The following is a 13,640-nucleotide window of genomic DNA, read 5'->3' as shown; positions in this document are numbered from 1 at the left end:
CACTTGGCCCTCCGGCCTGGAGGCATCCGATGACGTTGCTGCCCCAGCTCGAAGCCCCGCTCTTCCTCACCGACGGCGGCGCCGAGACCACGCTCATCTTCGACGACGGCATCGACCTGCCCGACTTCGCCGCGTTCCCGCTGCTCGACGATCCGGACGGCCACGCGGCGCTCACCCGCTACTACGAGCGCTACGCCGGCATCGCCGAACGCGACGGCACCGGCATCGTGCTGGAGACGGCCACCTGGCGTGCCAGCGCCGACTGGGCCGCGCGGCTCGGCTACGACGCCGAACGCCTCGCCGCGGCCAACCGCAAAGCCGTCGACCTGCTTCTGGACGTGCGGCAGCGGTTCGCGATCCCGGTCGTCATCAGCGGCTGCGTCGGACCGCGCGGCGACGCCTACCGGCCCGAGTCGATCATGACCAGGGAGGAGGCACGCGACTACCACTCGACGCAGATCCGGACGTTCGCCGGCACCCACGCCGATCTCGTCACCGCCATGACGCTCACGAACGTCCCCGAAGCCACCGGCATCGTCGACGCCGCCGAAGAAGCGAACGTCCTCGTCGTCATCTCGTTCACCGTCGAGACGGACGGCAGGCTGCCGAGCGGGGACGCGCTGGGCGACGCGATCGAGGCCGTCGACCGCGACACGAACGGCTACCCGGCCTACTACATGGTCAACTGCGCGCATCCCACGCACATCGCGCCGGCGCTCGACCCCGAGGCCGCGTGGACGAACCGCCTCCGGGGCATCAGGGCCAACGCGTCGAAGCTCAGCCACGCCGAGCTGGACGAGGCCGAGACGCTGGACCGGGGTGATCCCGCGGAGTTCGCGGACGACTACCGGAGACTCAGGACGCGCTTTCCCCGGCTGACCGTGCTGGGCGGGTGTTGCGGCACCGACCACCGGCACGTCGACGCGGTCAGCGCCGCGTTCAGTGGTTGAGGTCGGTCCTCAACGCCGCCGCACCGCGCAGGTAGACGTGCTTCACCGCGGATCGCGGCAGATCGGTCTCGACGTGCGCGAGCAACCTGATCACGCGCGGCATCGAGCCCGGCACCGCGATCTCGGTCGCGGACAGCAGCGGCACGTCCGAGAGCCCGGCCTGGCGCGCGGCGTAGGCGGGGAACTCCGAGACCAGGTCGGGTGTGGCGGTGAGCACGACGCTGATCAGGTCGTCGGACGTCAACGCGTTGCACGTCAACACCTCCCGCACCAGCTCGGCCGTGGCCTCCAGCAGCAGGTCCCGCGAGTCCGCGTCGATCTGCGTGGCTCCCCTGATCGCTCGCACCGCCATGCGATCGACCCTAGCAGCGGTCCAGAGTGGACTTCAGCGGTCGACGACGATGTTGGGGAACTTGAGGGTGAGGTCGAGCAGGTTCACGACGTAGGCGCCCCAGCCGCCGCCGAGCAGCACCAGCCGCCGCTGTCCCAGTGACGACGCCGTCTCGATCAGCACGTGCAGGCCGCTCGACCCGATGAACGTCAGGGCGGTGAAGTCGACCATCACGTCACCGTCCCCGGACGAGCAGGCGAGCGCGAGTTCGGCGCGCAGCAGGTCGCTGGTGCTCAGGTCGACCTCACCGGTCAGCGTCACCAACGCGCCGTGGCGACGTACCTCCAACAAACCTGGCTGGTGTTCCATCGTGGGTGCCTCACGAGTCGGGAGACAGCAGATCGCGCACCGCCGCGAGCACACGAAGCGGGTGTGCGGGCTTCGGCAGATATGCATCGGCGACGTGAGCGGCCGGCTCGATCGCCGAAACGGCTACAACCGGTACGCCGAACGTTCGCGCCGCCGCCGCGAACCTGGTCCCCTCACCATGAGACGTCAGCAGGTCGACGATCGCCAGAGCCGGTGGACTCTGAAGAGACTCCTCGGCGGCCGGGATCGTCGTCACGAGCGCGACCTCGTAGCCCTCGGCGTGCAGGAACGCGGCCAGCGACTGGCCGGAGAACCGGTCGCCGTCGACGAGCAGCACGCGCGGGCATCCCTCAGGCGCGGGCAGGTCCGGGACGCCCGCGCGCGACCAGACCCGCACGAGCGCTCGCACGACCGTGCCGGGCCAGGTCGGTCTGCCGGGCCTGACCTGCACCTCGTCGGCGATGCCGAACAGCAGGCGCAGTCCCAGCGGCCGGGTGCCGGTGCCGGCGTCGAGGTCGAACACGCCGTCGTCCTCGATGGTCAGCAGCACGGCGTGGTCGCGCGGTTCCCACGTCACCCCGACGATGGACGCCCCCGCGCGCCGCACCGCGTTGTCCGCCGCCTCGGACACCGCGAGCAGCACGTCCCGCGCGTCGTCGCCGTGCAGACCCGACTCGCCGGCGAGGCCTCGCACGAAGGCCCGGATCTCCGGCAACGACCCTGGTGTCGCCGGGAACCACCGGGTCCGCGCGTCCATCACGCGGCGAGCACCGGAGCTCTCAGCAAGGGGGTGATCAGCGTTCGCAGCGTGGTCGCGCGGCGTCTGCCCGCCTCGGCGTGCAACGGTTCGAGCTTCTTGCGCGTGCGGGCGGACATCATGTCGCCGGTCTGCGCGACGGCCAGCCCCGCCGTCACCGCCGCCTCGTCCGCGTCCCCTTCCACGAGGTGGTTGAGCGACAACGCGATCAGCGCGAACGTCCGGCTGCGCGCCATGTCGTCGCGGTACCCCGTCACAGCCTGGTGCAACGCCGTGATGGCCGGCCGGGCGAACCCGCGGTCGACGGTGCGTGCGAGAGAGGTGTAGACGGCACCGGTGATGCCGGAGAGGTCGTGCACGTCGAAGAACGCCGCCCACGGCGCCGCGCGCTCCACATCTGACCGTGCGAACTCGTCGTGCGCACGCCCCAGCGACGCCAGCGCGGACACTCGATCCCCCATCTCCGCGTGACACCACGCTTGGTTCGCGGCCAGGATCGCGTTCGTGTGGTGGCTGTTCGCGACGATCGCCGCGAGCCGGAACATGCCCAGCGCCTCGGCGGGTCCACCGTGGTGCAGGTGGACCCGCCCCATCCGGTAGCGGATGTTCGCCACCAGGTCCTCGTCCTCGGCGAAGTTCAGGGCGAGGAGGAAGTGGCGGTGCGCGGACCCGCCGAGTCCCGCGTCGAAGGCGGTCCACCCGGCGAGGGCGTGCAGCTCCGCGATGGCGCACCGGAAGTCGCGGCGCACGGCGGCACTGGCCGAGTGCGCGAAAGCCTTGTCACACCACGACAACAGTGCCTGCACCTGCGTCCGGCACGACCCGCCGCCGTAGCGGTAGTCGACCGCGCGCAACGCCGACGTCATCGCCCGCAGGTGCCTGACGTGCACGAGCCCGATCCGGGTCTGCGGCGGCGGCAGCGCGGGTGACGCGTCGTAGTGCATGGGGACGATTTTCAACGCGTGTCCGACGGTCGAACAGGGCCGAACGAACTCGCCGGGCAGGGCCCTACGGTGACAGGTCGGCCAGTAGAAGTCCGCTACGCGGCTTTGGGGTGAAATAGGTGCTCTTGCGCGGCATCTTCGTCCCCGCCAGCACCTCGCGCAGCGGCACGGGCGCGATCAGCAGCACCGCCTCGGCCTCCACGGACGGGTCCACGACCGCCTTCACGCACGGGCTCTCCGGGTCGAGCCCGAGCGCCCGATCCAGCAGCAGCGACTCCACGACCGCGTGGTCGATCCCTTGTCCCGCAGGCAGTTCGACCCGCAGCACCGCGTCCGGGCAGCGCACCACGACCACACCCGGTTCCGGATCGACGACGAACGGCAGCGACGACACCGTCAACCCGGCCCGCTCCCACGCCGTCACCAGATCGGCCGTGGTCAGCCCGCTGCCCGCGATCGCGCGGTGGATCGGCCCGACCCGCAGCCCAGGCCCGGACGTGACGAGCGCGAGCAGGCCTTCCAGTCCCGCCTCCCGCGCCGCCGCGACCCGGTGGTTGCCGTCCGCGACCAGCAACGGATGCGCGCCCGCCGCTTCGAGGAACCGCTCCTGCGACTCCCCCGGCCCGACCAGCCACACCCAGTGCCGCCGCCCGCCCGAGTCCACAAGCGACACCGCAGGCTCCTCGGTCATGCCGAGCACCAGGTCCGTCAGCCCGTCGTGCGGAGTGATCGGGATGAGCATCGCCGCGCTCGTCGCGATGCCCAGCGACGCCAGCACCTGCCCGCGTTCGGCGACCACGTCCGGGTAGACGTCCTCGGTGTGCTCGATCCCGTCCGGGTCGACGAGGCAGAGCAGGCCGCACGCCGTCCCGTCCGGTCCGTCCACCCGGTACGGCGCGACGACGTCGGTGACCTCGGTGTACGCCCGCCGGATCAGCGCCGCGAGCTCGGCCCTGGCGTGGGGCAGCGCGTCGAGCAGCCCGGTGCCCGCCGCCAGCGCGGCCGGCGTGCGGTGGGGGTGCTGGACGGCCAGCAACGTGCCGTGCGGGGCTCTCGCGAGCGCCCCGATCACCTGGCCGGGTTCGGCGAACTCGTCGACGTCCGGGCCGGGCACGCGTTCACGCACCACCCACCCGCGGCGTACTGGGCGCACCCGCAGCGCCCTCGCATTCTGGGACATCCCCGTATCATGATCTGTGTGAACGTAGAGATCACGCCCCTTCCGGGCATCGGGACGCGTCAGGACTTCACGATCCGCGCCGGACGACGCGTAGGCGTGATCACCTACCGGGACGGCCGGTTCGAGCTGATCCTGTCCAAAGCGACGGATCCCGACTCCTGCGCCGCCTCGATACCCCTCTCACCGGAAGAGGCGAACACGCTCGCGGGCCTGCTCGGCGCACCGCAGCTCGTCGCCCACCTGCGCGAGGAGCACCGCGACATCACGGGCATCACGACCCGTCAGCTGCCGGTGACCGCCTTCGCGAACCGCGCGCTCGGTGAGACCGCTCTGCGCACGAGGACCGGTGCGTCCATCGTGGCCGTCGTGCGCGTGGGCGACGCCCACCCGTCGCCGGGCCCTGAATTCCTCTTCGAGAACGGTGACCTCGCAGTCGTCGTCGGCACCGCGGAAGGCCTCGACGCCGCCGCTGAGATCCTCCACGGCGGTTAAGCACAGTGCATGAGACGACAGTTGCCATGATCCAGCTCGGCGCGGTGTTCTTCGGCCTCGGCCTGCTGGGTCGTGTGGCTCGGCGTGCCGGCATCTCCCCGATCCCGCTCTACCTGATCGGCGGGCTCGCGTTCGGCGAGGGCGGGCTGGTCCCGCTGCACGGCATCGAGGAGTTCACCCACCTCGCCAGCGAGATCGGGGTGGTGCTCCTGCTCCTCCTGCTCGGCCTCGAGTACTCGGCGTCCGAGCTCACCACCGGGCTGAAGAAGTCCTGGATGGCCGGTGTGCTCGACCTGGTGCTGAACGCGGCGCCGGGCGCGATCGCCGCGATCCTGCTCGGCTGGGGCACGGTCGGCGCGCTGGCGATGGCCGGCGTCACGTACATCTCGTCGTCCGGCATCGTCGCGAAGGTGCTCGGCGACTTAGGTCGGCTGGGCAACCGCGAGACACCCGTCGTGCTGTCCGTGCTCGTGTTCGAGGACCTCGCGATGGCCGTGTACCTGCCGGTCCTCACGGCCGTTCTCGCGGGCGTCAGCTTCCTTGGCGAGCTCACCTCGGTCGGCATCTCGTTGCTCGCGATCACCGTCGTCCTGGTGGTGGCGTTGAAGTACGGCCGGTTCATCTCGGCCATTGTGGACAGTCCCGACCACGAGGTGTTCCTGCTCAAGCTGCTCGGCTCGGCGCTGCTCGTCGCGGGCATCGCCTCGCAGCTGCAGGTGTCCGCCGCGGTCGGCGCGTTCCTGCTCGGCATCGCGATCTCAGGGTCGACGGCCGAGAACGCCACGCGCCTGCTCGAACCGCTCCGGGACCTGTTCGCGGCGATGTTCTTCGTCGTGTTCGGACTCAACACCGACCCGCGCTCGATCCCGCCGGTGCTCGGCATCGCGGTGGCGCTGGCCGTCGTCACGGCCGCCACGAAGGTCTTCACGGGCTGGTGGGCGGCCGGGCGGCAGGGCATCGGCAAGATGGGCCGCATGCGTGCGGGAGCGGCGCTGGTGGCGCGCGGCGAGTTCTCCATCGTCATCGCCGGGCTGGCCGTGGCGTCCGGTCAGGTGCACAACGACCTGGCGGCGCTCGCGACCGCGTACGTGCTGCTGATGGCGATCCTCGGGCCCATCGCGGCCAAGTACGTTGAGCCAATCGGGGAATTCTTTCAGCGTAGAAGGCAAACGGCCTGAAACAACTGCCCCGATGTGACGACTCTCTAGTGAGGGCTAGATGGAGAGTAGGGGCGAATCGTCATGACCGAACCCGCGGAAGTGGAGACCACCGGCCGGTTCCTGGTGCTGTTGCAGGAAGACGCCGTCGAAGAGGGCTTGGCCGAGCTCGGCGCGATCGCCGGGTTCAACCCGAACACCGGTGAGATCGGCTCGGACACGCTGCAGGTGTTCCCGGAGCTGGGCGTCGCCGTGGTGTCCGGGGACCCGAACCTGCTGGGCGGGCTGAACGGCGCCGCCGAGGGCCCGGGCCCGGTGCTGATCGTCGAGCCGGAGCGCGTCGTGCACGTGTTCGCGGCGCCGGCCGAGGAGGAAGCGCCTGAGGCGACGGCCGACGAAGCGGTGCTGACCTGGGGGTTGCAGGCGGTCGGCGCGGACGTCAGCACGGCCACCGGCAAGGGCGTCAAGATCGCTGTCCTGGACACCGGCTGGGAGAAGAACCACCCGGACTTCACGGGCCGCGCCATCACCACGAAGTCGTTCATCACCGGCGAGGACGTGCAGGACGGCCACGGCCACGGCACGCACTGCATCGGCACGTCGGCAGGCCCCCGCAAGCCCGCCACGCTGCCCGGCTACGGCGTCGCGCACGAGGCCGAGATCTTCGCCGGCAAGGTCCTGTCGAACGCGGGCTCCGGCTCCGACGGCGGCATCCTCGCGGGCATCGACTGGGCGGTCTCGAACGGCTGCGCGATCATCTCGATGTCCCTGGGCGCCGACGTCCCGGTGAACACGCCGTACTCGCAGATCTACGAGACCGTCGCCCAGCGAGCGATGGCCAAGGGCACGCTGATCATCGCGGCGGCGGGCAACGCGTCCTCCCGCCCGGCCCGCGTCGCGCCGGTGGGCCACCCGGCCCGCTGCCCCAGCATCATCGCGGTGGCGGCGATCGACGTGAACCGAGCGATCGCGACGTTCTCCTCGGGCTCGGCGGACAAGATCGGCCAGATCGACGTGTGCGCGCCAGGCGTCGACGTCTACTCGTCGTTCAAGCTCCCCCAGAAGTACTCACGCCTGCGCGGCACGTCGATGGCGACCCCGCACGTGGCCGGCGTGGCGGTGCTGATCGCGGAGAAGACCGGCGCCCGCGGCTACGAACTGTGGGCCCGCCTCGTAGGCACCGCGCTGCGCCTGCCCCTGCCGTCCACCGACATCGGCAGCGGACTCGTCCAGGCGCCATGACCGCTTCGGTGGACCAGGTGATGGTCTCCGTGACGGAGGGCAGCCTCCCGCAGGTCCTCGACGACCTGCGGGAGGCGGGCCTGATGATCGACACGGTCCTGGCAGCCCTGGGCGTCGTCACCGGCACCGCCGAGGTCAGGGCCATCCCGGCACTGCAGGCGGTACCCGGCGTCATCGACGTCGAACGGCAGTGGCGCGTGCAGCTCCCGCCGTACTGACTAGGCTCTCTCCCGACCCCATCGACGGCTGATCGAACATGTGTTCTATGCTGTGCGCGGGGTCACGTCGTTGCGGAGAGAGGAAACCTGATCGTGTCGGACACGCTCACCGAGGTGCAGGCAGTCGAGGAGACCGTCGTGGAGGAGACTCCGGCGTCGGCCCCAGTGGCCGAGAAGGCCGAGGCGCCGAAGCCGGTGGAAGCGCCGAAGGCCGAGGCTCCCAAGGTCGAAGCCCCCAAGGCGGAAAAGCCGAAGGCCGGCCGCCCGAAGAGCACGGCGAAGAAGACCCGCACCGTGGAGCTCACGCTCACGGTGACCGGCACCGCCGAGGGCGAATGGCAGGCCGACCTGGTCCACGGCACGCAGCGCGTCGTGTCGGGCCTGGTCATCCCAGCCATCGCCGTCGCCAAGGCGGCCAAGGAACTGCACGTGGACATCGCCGAGGGCATCGAGTCGGTGCTCGAGGCGGCGCGCGACCAGCACCGCACCCGCATGGAGGAGCTCGAAGCCGAGCTGGCCAGGGTGAAGGCCCAGCTGGCCGAGCTTTCCGAGTAAGTCCAGCACCACGCCGAAAAGGGCGGCCCAGCACTGACGAGGGCCGCCCTTTCCGCATGTTGGAAGCCACGCGGGGCGCTTTCGTGCGCTCCACGCGCACGAAAGCGCCCCGCGTGCGGTCAGGAAACAGTTAGCGGGACGGGTCTAGCAGGAGTTTTCCGGCGGTTTTGCGGGAGCGCAGGTCCTCGTGTGCCTGCTGGACCTCGCCCAGGCCGTACTCGCCGCCTGGGACCGCCTTCAGCTTCCCATCGACGACGAGTTGGAACAGCTCGGCCATCGCACGGTGGGCAAGCGTGCCGTGTTCGGCGTCGCGCACCTTCAGGGCGTGAGGCAGCCACATACCCGCAACGGCCGTGGAGTGCACCAGCAGTGCCCCGAGGTCAACCGGCTTCGGCCTTTCCCGCGAGGCCATGCCATAAAACGCAAGCCGCCCAAACGGCGCCAGCGCAACCAGCGACTGGTCAGTGACAGCCCCTCCAGTCATGTCCAGCACGACGTCGACCCGCCGCCCACCGTTCGCTTCCTTCAATGCGGCGGTCATGTCGGCGGCACGAGAGTCGACCGCCACGTCCGCACCCAGGTCGAGCGCCAGCTTCCGCTTGTCCTCGGAAGAGGCGGTGGCGATGACCCGCCCAGCTCCCCACAACTTGGCCAGCTGAACGGCGATCGTCCCCACACCACCAGCAGCGGCGTGCACGACGACCGTCTCACCGGCCTCCATGTGCGTGGACTTCCGCAGCAACAACCAGGCCGTAGCACCCTGGACGATCAACGACAACGCAGTCAGATCGTCCACACCATCAGGAACGTCGAAGGTGGTCAGAGCAGGCGCAACAGCCTTCTCCGCATACCCACCGGAGTTCTTGGTCAGCGCAACGACCCGACGCCCATCCGAAGTGGTCCCGACGACTTCACCGCCGGGCACCAGCGGCAGCTCCATCTTCGCCAGGTAGGAGTTCTCGGCCTGGTGCGTGTCCGCGTAGTTCAGCCCGGCACGCGAGACGTTGATCAGCACCTCGCCCTCACCCGCAACGGGGTCTGGCAGCTCCACCTGCTGGAGCACCTCGGGCCCGCCGAACTCGGTGATCTGGATGGCACGCACGTCAGTTCTCCTCAAGCGCGATGGAAACGGGGTCCTTGCGAGCGGCCTCGATGCGCGAGCCGTCAGCGGCACGAGGTCCGGGCGGGTTGCGGAACCCGAACGGCTCCGACGAACGACCTGCCTGCACGAACCAGGCCTCGCCGGTCCCCGAACCCTCCACAATGGACATGAAGGTGTCCACGACGGCCGACACGGGCAGGATCGGCATGCCGATCTCCTCCAGCGTCGAGCGCAGCGGACCGATGATGTTGGTGTCGGCGAACGCGGGGCACAGCGCGTTCACGCGCACGTCGGGATAGGCACCACCGAGCGAGCGCACGAGACCGACGACGGCGGCCTTGTTCGCGCCGTAGACGGGGTCGCCCGGCATCGGCATGAGTCCGGCCATCGAGGCCGTGGCGATGATCTGGCCGCCGCGCCTGCGCACCTCGGGCAACGCGTGGTGCGCGCCGTAGACGACGCCGTCGAGGTTGATGGCCATCGCGCGGCGGTACACCTCGACGTCGAAGTCGTCGCCCAGCGAGCAGCCGGTGCCGATGCCGGCGTTCAGGAACGCGATGTCGAGCCCGCCGAACTCGCGCACGGCGAGAGCGACGGCCTCGGCGGAGTCCGAAGGCACCGTCACATCGCAGCGCACGAACAGGCCGCCGATCTCATCGGCGACGGCTTTGCCCTGGTCGGCGTCCACATCAGCCACGACGACGCGCACGCCGTGCGATGCCAGCCGCCGGGCGGACGCGGCGCCGATGCCGTTGGATCCGCCGGTGATGAGCGCGACCTTGCCGGTGAAGTCCACGGGCATCTGCCTCCTCGAATTGCCACATTCCGACCAGTCGGTATGGTCGTCCGCACAGGCCTGGACGTCAAGCGGACTGATAGGTACGTTACTAAGCGCTTGCTTAGCTCACCATCCCCTCACCGAAGGAGGACCCGTGGCCGACAGGGTTGCGATCGTCACCGGCGCGGCTCGTGGCATCGGCGCCGCGGTCGCGCAGCGCCTCGCCGCGGACGGCCTGGCCGTCGCGTTGCTCGACCTCGACGAGCAGGGCGTGCTCGACGGCGCCGACAAGATCGTCGCGAGCGGTGGGCGCGCCATCGGCCTCAAGGTCGACGTGGCGGACGAGGAGCAGGTCAACGCCGCGGTGGCGAAGGTCGCCGAGGCCCTCGGCGCCCCGACCGTGCTGATCAACAACGCCGGCGTGCTGCGTGACAACCTGCTGTTCAAGATGACCGCGAGCGACTGGGACACGGTCATGAACGTCCACCTGCGCGGTGCGTTCCTGATGAGCAAGGCCGTGCAGGCCTACCAGACGAAGGAAGGCTTCGGCCGCATCGTCAACCTGAGCTCCACCTCCGCCCTCGGCAACCGCGGCCAGGCCAACTACTCCGCAGCCAAGGCCGGTCTGCAGGGCTTCACCAAGACCCTCGCGATCGAGCTCGGCAAGTTCGGCGTCACGGTCAACGCGATCGCGCCCGGTTTCATCGCCACCGAGATGACCAAGGCGACCGCCGAGCGCATGAAGATCTCGTTCGAGGACCTCCTCAACGGTGCGGCGCAGACGATCCCGGTCGCGCGCGTCGGCCAGCCGGAGGACATCGCGCACACCGCGTCGTTCCTCGTCAGCGAGGGTGCCGGCTTCGTGTCCGGCCAGGTCATCTACGTCGCCGGCGGACCGAAGGACTGAGCATGCGCGCATTCGAGACCATCGACGAGCTGGTCGCCGCCAAGGGCGAGCACCTCGGGTTCGGCGAGTGGCACGAGGTCACGCAGGAGCAGGTCAACCTGTTCGCCGACGCGACGCTGGACCACCAGTGGATCCACATCGACGTCGAAAAGGCGAAGAAGGGCCCGTTCGGCGGACCGGTCGCGCACGGCTACCTGACGCTGTCACTGGTGCCGTACCTGGTGCGGGACGTCTACACCGTCAAGAACATCAAGATGGGCGTGAACTACGGCAGCAACAAGGTCCGCTTCCCGCAGCCGGTGCTGGTCGGCGCCAGGGTGCGCGGCGGGGTCGAGCTGCTGGACGTCACGGACATCGCGCTCGGCAAGCAGCTCGTGACCAAGGTCGTCATCGAGATCGAGGGCAGCGACAAGCCCGCGTGCGTGGCCGAGATCGTCAGCGTGATCGTGCCGTGAGGCTGTGGATCAGCAGGTCCGCGTAGTGCTCCGCCAGCCGCCCGGCCGGGATCTCCCCGTCCGGGCGGTACCACGTGCCGAGCTGGTGCAACGACCCGAAGAAGTAGTACGTGGCGACGTCGGCGGGCACGTCGTCGCGGAACGCCCCGTCCTGCTGCCCCTCCTCGATCAGGCCGCGGAACCTCTCGTGGTAGCGCCGCCGCTCCGCCCGCACCTCCCGCTGCTTCTCCTCCGAGAGGTGGTTCATCGAGCGGAAGAACACCTTGGCGGCGTCGAAGTCGTCGACGCTCGTGACGATCACGTCGATCGCGGCCTCGCGCAGCCGCTCGACCACCGGGCCGGTGCTCGACGCGATCTTCTCCAGGTGTTCGGTCTGCAAGCGCAGCAACCGCCCGTAGATCTCGTGCAGCAGGTCGTCCTTCGACCCGAAGTAGTGGTACATAGCGCCTTTGGTGACACCGGCGTGTTCCACGATCTCCTGCACGGCGACGCGCTCGTACCCCTTGTCCGCGAACAGGCGGGTGGCGGCGTCGATCAGTCTTTCAGGCACGGTCACGACCGGAGCGTACCTCCCGACCAAGGAGAAGCCAGGCAATGATCAGTCGCTGGACCGTTGTCGTCGACCGCGACGACCTCACCGAAACCGAAGTGCTGCACGACGAACTGCCCGAGTCGTCCGAGCTGTCGGACTGCGAGGTGCTGCTCCGGGTGAGCCGCGTCGGCCTGACCGCCAACAACGTCACCTACGGCGTGATCGGCGACAAGATCGGCTACTGGAACTTCTTCCCGGCCGGCGGCCCCGGCCAGGGCGTGATCCCCCTGTGGGGCTTCGCCGACGTCGTCGACTCCACAATGGACGCTCTGCCCGCCGGCACCCGCGTCTACGGCTACCTGCCGATGGCGAGCCATCTCGTCGTGCGCGCCAGGCTGACCTCGGCCGGTTTCGTGGACACCGCCGACCACCGCGCCGCGCTCCCGGCCGTCTACAACAGCTACCTCGTCACCAGCCAGGACCCCGCCTACGACGAGCGGCTCGAGGACCTCCAGGTCCTGTACCGGCCGCTGTTCCTCACGTCGTTCCTGCTGGCCGACCGGCTGGCGGACAACGACTTCCACGGCGCCCGCACCGTCGTGATCTCCTCGGCGTCCAGCAAGACCGCGTTCGGCACCGCCCACTGCCTGCGCGACAAGGGCGTCCGGCTGGTCGGCCTGACATCGCCCCGCAACGTGGAGTTCACCCAGAGCCTGGGCCTCTACGACACCGTGCTGCCCTACGACGCTTCGGTGGACGTCGAACCTTCGGTGTACCTGGACTTCAGCGGGTCGGCCGACGTGCGGTCGGCGCTGCACGACCGGCTCGGCTCCGGCCTGGTCAAGGACATCTCGATCGGCCTCACGCACCAGGCGGCCCCGCAGGACGTGCGGTCCGAGTTCTTCTTCGCCCCGGACCAGCTGCGCAAGCGCACCGCCGACTGGGGCTCCGAAGGCCTGGCTCAGCGCTTCGGCGAGGCCTGGCGGGGCTTCACCGCTCAGGCCGGTGACCGGGTCGGCGTCGTCCAGCACAGCGGGCCGGAGGAGTTGGTCGACGTGTGGCAGGCGGTGCTGTCGGGCAAGGCGAACCCGAACAGCGCCGACGTGATCACCTTCTGAGCAGCCCGGCCAGCAGGCCCGCGATGTTGTAGGCGTCGTCGTGGCCGCGGTGGTGCGTGCCGTCGAGCCTCTGCCCGGCCAGCCGCACCGCCTCGGCCATCCCGACCTCCCGCGGCAACGCGTGCACCAGCGCGAACAACGTCTTCACGTTGACGTGCCGCGGCCCGAACGGGTACCGGACCCCGAAGTCGGCGCACTGCCGTTCGAACATCTTCCGGTCGTAGTCGCCGTACGAGGCCCACACCCGGCGGTCCGACCGGAACTCCTTGCGCAGCAGCGCACACGCCTCGGCGAACGAGACCCCGCCGACGACCTGGCCGGCGGTCAGCGTCGTCAGTTCGGTGCAGAAAGGGCTGACCGACGACCGGGACGGCGCCACCAGCACCGACCGCCGCTCACCACGGACCCCGGACGCCACCGCGACCGGGCAGATCCCGATCTCGATGATCTCCGAGACCTCACCGGGAGGCGGCGTTCCCTCCCAGCACGTCGACTCGACGTCGACCACCAGCACCTCGTCCAACGCGATCACGTGCTGATCTTCCCCCGCACG

18 protein-coding genes are annotated in these 13,640 nt (G+C 69.7%); 9 read left to right on the top strand and 9 right to left on the bottom strand.

Translation table 11 applies throughout. The features are described 5' to 3' along the window. Positions 1–29: 29 nt before the first annotated feature. Positions 30–950, top strand: a complete 921-nt coding sequence (locus tag SK571_RS36725; protein WP_319988714.1) for a homocysteine S-methyltransferase family protein — start codon at positions 30–32, stop codon at positions 948–950. On the opposite strand, the gene aroH is transcribed toward SK571_RS36725, so the two are convergent. From aroH to SK571_RS36700, 5 genes are all read right to left on the bottom strand, one after another. Then, positions 940–1,302, bottom strand: a complete 363-nt coding sequence (aroH, locus tag SK571_RS36720; protein ID WP_319988713.1) for a chorismate mutase — start codon at positions 1,300–1,302, stop codon at positions 940–942. The two genes, SK571_RS36725 and aroH, sit on opposite strands and share 11 nt — an antisense overlap. A 33-nt stretch (positions 1,303–1,335) precedes the next feature. Next, a complete protein-coding gene (locus SK571_RS36715) occupies positions 1,336–1,629 on the bottom strand; it encodes an STAS domain-containing protein (protein WP_319988712.1) in 294 nt (97 codons plus the stop codon). Positions 1,630–1,660: 31 nt separating this feature from the next. Then, the gene (locus SK571_RS36710) at positions 1,661–2,407 is read right to left on the bottom strand and encodes an ATP-binding protein (protein ID WP_319988711.1); all 747 of its coding nucleotides are present in this window, start codon (positions 2,405–2,407) and stop codon (positions 1,661–1,663) included. Then, on the bottom strand, positions 2,407–3,351 hold the full coding sequence (locus tag SK571_RS36705; RefSeq protein ID WP_319988710.1) for a tetratricopeptide repeat protein: 945 nt from the start codon (positions 3,349–3,351) through the stop codon (positions 2,407–2,409). The genes SK571_RS36710 and SK571_RS36705 overlap by 1 nt, the downstream gene beginning before the upstream one ends. A 64-nt stretch (positions 3,352–3,415) precedes the next feature. Further along, a complete protein-coding gene (locus tag SK571_RS36700; RefSeq protein ID WP_319988709.1) occupies positions 3,416–4,531 on the bottom strand; it encodes a DUF1015 family protein in 1,116 nt (371 codons plus the stop codon). A gap of 18 nt (positions 4,532–4,549) precedes the next feature. Between SK571_RS36700 and SK571_RS36695 the strand changes: the two genes are divergently transcribed. The 5 genes from SK571_RS36695 to SK571_RS36675 all read left to right on the top strand — a co-directional run bounded on the left by SK571_RS36695 (position 4,550) and on the right by SK571_RS36675 (position 8,195). Continuing rightward, positions 4,550–5,023: a cation:proton antiporter regulatory subunit gene (locus tag SK571_RS36695; RefSeq protein WP_319988708.1), complete on the top strand. Its 474-nt coding sequence runs from the start codon at positions 4,550–4,552 to the stop codon at positions 5,021–5,023. Between the two features lie 26 nt (positions 5,024–5,049). Continuing rightward, positions 5,050–6,201: a cation:proton antiporter gene (locus SK571_RS36690; RefSeq protein ID WP_406602087.1), complete on the top strand. Its 1,152-nt coding sequence runs from the start codon at positions 5,050–5,052 to the stop codon at positions 6,199–6,201. A 63-nt stretch (positions 6,202–6,264) separates the two neighbouring features. After that, a complete protein-coding gene (locus SK571_RS36685; RefSeq protein ID WP_319988706.1) occupies positions 6,265–7,422 on the top strand; it encodes a S8 family peptidase in 1,158 nt (385 codons plus the stop codon). Then, positions 7,419–7,640 carry a hypothetical protein gene (locus SK571_RS36680; protein ID WP_319988705.1) on the top strand — a complete coding sequence of 74 codons (222 nt, stop codon included), beginning with the start codon at positions 7,419–7,421 and terminating at the stop codon, positions 7,638–7,640. The genes SK571_RS36685 and SK571_RS36680 overlap by 4 nt, the downstream gene beginning before the upstream one ends. 93 nt (positions 7,641–7,733) lie before the next feature. Next, the gene (locus SK571_RS36675) at positions 7,734–8,195 is read left to right on the top strand and encodes a DUF6319 family protein (protein ID WP_245983645.1); all 462 of its coding nucleotides are present in this window, start codon (positions 7,734–7,736) and stop codon (positions 8,193–8,195) included. 130 nt (positions 8,196–8,325) lie between these two features. Here SK571_RS36675 and SK571_RS36670 read toward each other — a convergent pair whose 3' ends face one another. Together SK571_RS36670 and SK571_RS36665 are read right to left on the bottom strand one after the other, a co-directional pair. Further along, positions 8,326–9,297, bottom strand: a complete 972-nt coding sequence (locus tag SK571_RS36670) for a quinone oxidoreductase family protein (protein ID WP_319988704.1) — start codon at positions 9,295–9,297, stop codon at positions 8,326–8,328. A 1-nt stretch (position 9,298) separates the two neighbouring features. Next, positions 9,299–10,099 (bottom strand): SDR family NAD(P)-dependent oxidoreductase, encoded by an 801-nt coding sequence (locus tag SK571_RS36665; RefSeq protein ID WP_319988703.1) that lies wholly within the window; start codon positions 10,097–10,099, stop codon positions 9,299–9,301. A 130-nt stretch (positions 10,100–10,229) separates the two neighbouring features. On the opposite strand from SK571_RS36665, the gene SK571_RS36660 reads away from it, so the two are divergent. Together SK571_RS36660 and SK571_RS36655 are read left to right on the top strand one after the other, a co-directional pair. Further along, positions 10,230–10,982 (top strand): SDR family oxidoreductase, encoded by a 753-nt coding sequence (locus SK571_RS36660; protein ID WP_319988702.1) that lies wholly within the window; start codon positions 10,230–10,232, stop codon positions 10,980–10,982. A gap of 2 nt (positions 10,983–10,984) precedes the next feature. Continuing rightward, entirely contained in the window at positions 10,985–11,437 is a 453-nt protein-coding gene (locus SK571_RS36655) for a MaoC family dehydratase (protein ID WP_319988701.1), read from the top strand. On the opposite strand, the gene SK571_RS36650 is transcribed toward SK571_RS36655, so the two are convergent. Continuing rightward, positions 11,418–11,993 (bottom strand): TetR/AcrR family transcriptional regulator, encoded by a 576-nt coding sequence (locus SK571_RS36650; protein ID WP_319988700.1) that lies wholly within the window; start codon positions 11,991–11,993, stop codon positions 11,418–11,420. The genes SK571_RS36655 and SK571_RS36650 overlap by 20 nt on opposite strands. A 38-nt stretch (positions 11,994–12,031) precedes the next feature. Between SK571_RS36650 and SK571_RS36645 the strand changes: the two genes are divergently transcribed. Next, the gene (locus SK571_RS36645) at positions 12,032–13,087 is read left to right on the top strand and encodes a DUF2855 family protein (protein WP_319988699.1); all 1,056 of its coding nucleotides are present in this window, start codon (positions 12,032–12,034) and stop codon (positions 13,085–13,087) included. On the opposite strand, the gene SK571_RS36640 is transcribed toward SK571_RS36645, so the two are convergent. Continuing rightward, positions 13,077–13,619: a 3'-5' exonuclease gene (locus SK571_RS36640; RefSeq protein ID WP_319988698.1), complete on the bottom strand. Its 543-nt coding sequence runs from the start codon at positions 13,617–13,619 to the stop codon at positions 13,077–13,079. The two genes, SK571_RS36645 and SK571_RS36640, sit on opposite strands and share 11 nt — an antisense overlap. Between the last annotated feature and the right edge of the window lie 21 nt (positions 13,620–13,640).

The organism is Lentzea kristufekii (assembly GCF_033949925.1).
Taxonomy (GTDB): Bacteria; Actinomycetota; Actinomycetes; order Mycobacteriales; family Pseudonocardiaceae; genus Lentzea; species Lentzea kristufekii.
Note: the sequence above shows the minus strand (reverse complement) of the source record. Positions and strands in the feature narration are given on the sequence as shown.

Coding starts and splice junctions, on each gene's coding strand:
- SK571_RS36645 (WP_319988699.1), top strand. CDS start 12,032: ATGATCAGTCGCTGGACCGTTGTCGTCGACCGCGACGACCTCACCGAA.
- aroH (WP_319988713.1), bottom strand. CDS start 1,302: ATGGCGGTGCGAGCGATCAGGGGAGCCACGCAGATCGACGCGGACTCG.
- SK571_RS36655 (WP_319988701.1), top strand. CDS start 10,985: ATGCGCGCATTCGAGACCATCGACGAGCTGGTCGCCGCCAAGGGCGAG.
- SK571_RS36685 (WP_319988706.1), top strand. CDS start 6,265: ATGACCGAACCCGCGGAAGTGGAGACCACCGGCCGGTTCCTGGTGCTG.
- SK571_RS36710 (WP_319988711.1), bottom strand. CDS start 2,407: ATGGACGCGCGGACCCGGTGGTTCCCGGCGACACCAGGGTCGTTGCCG.
- SK571_RS36665 (WP_319988703.1), bottom strand. CDS start 10,099: ATGCCCGTGGACTTCACCGGCAAGGTCGCGCTCATCACCGGCGGATCC.
- SK571_RS36700 (WP_319988709.1), bottom strand. CDS start 4,531: ATGTCCCAGAATGCGAGGGCGCTGCGGGTGCGCCCAGTACGCCGCGGG.
- SK571_RS36705 (WP_319988710.1), bottom strand. CDS start 3,351: ATGCACTACGACGCGTCACCCGCGCTGCCGCCGCCGCAGACCCGGATC.
- SK571_RS36690 (WP_406602087.1), top strand. CDS start 5,050: ATGATCCAGCTCGGCGCGGTGTTCTTCGGCCTCGGCCTGCTGGGTCGT.
- SK571_RS36725 (WP_319988714.1), top strand. CDS start 30: ATGACGTTGCTGCCCCAGCTCGAAGCCCCGCTCTTCCTCACCGACGGC.
- SK571_RS36680 (WP_319988705.1), top strand. CDS start 7,419: ATGACCGCTTCGGTGGACCAGGTGATGGTCTCCGTGACGGAGGGCAGC.